Here is a 502-nt window from a genome sequence, read left to right as displayed (position 1 = left end):
CTTTTCAGACGGCCTTCGGTTTATCTGTCAAATAGCGCTTTGCCGTTTTTGTTGTGCCAAACGGGTCGGTTCCAGCCAGGCAATGTTTCTTTCTGCCAGCGCATCGCGCCAATAATCCAGTTTGGTATCCAAATCTTCAGAGAAACTGTCTTGATTCAAAAGTTGAATGATAACGCCGCCGTCCGTAGCTTCAGCCAAGCGGCTGATTTGACGCAAAATGCCGCGATCGGGAACAGTTTGCGTGCGTACGCCGATGAGAAGTTGCGCCGGAGTTTGTTTCAATTCGGCTTCCAATTGTTCCAAATCTTTTCTGCCGGCGGCCACGCCTTTGTCTATCCATTCTTGCGCCAAAACGCCGGAAAACCAAAGCGGCTCAGGCCATTCCGTTTCCAGTGTAACAGCCCATTTAGGCGCATTATTCAGCGTAATTTTAGATGAAACGGGAACGATGTTTTCCTGAAAATCATCGGCATCAACAATCTTCGTTTGCCATGTGCGGAGG

The 502-nt window shown here is 49.0% G+C and carries 1 protein-coding gene; it reads right to left on the bottom strand.

Annotated features, from left to right (window positions below):
- Positions 1–27: 27 nt before the first annotated feature.
- Positions 28–502, bottom strand: a 475-nt coding sequence (locus ACTHUM_RS18915) for a DUF2868 domain-containing protein (protein WP_440403814.1), incomplete at its 5' end; no start/stop codon positions are given.

Source organism: Neisseria sp. P0021.S006 (assembly GCF_051956895.1).
The sequence above is the reverse complement of the archived record's forward strand: the minus strand, read 5'-3'. Positions and strand labels throughout refer to the sequence as shown.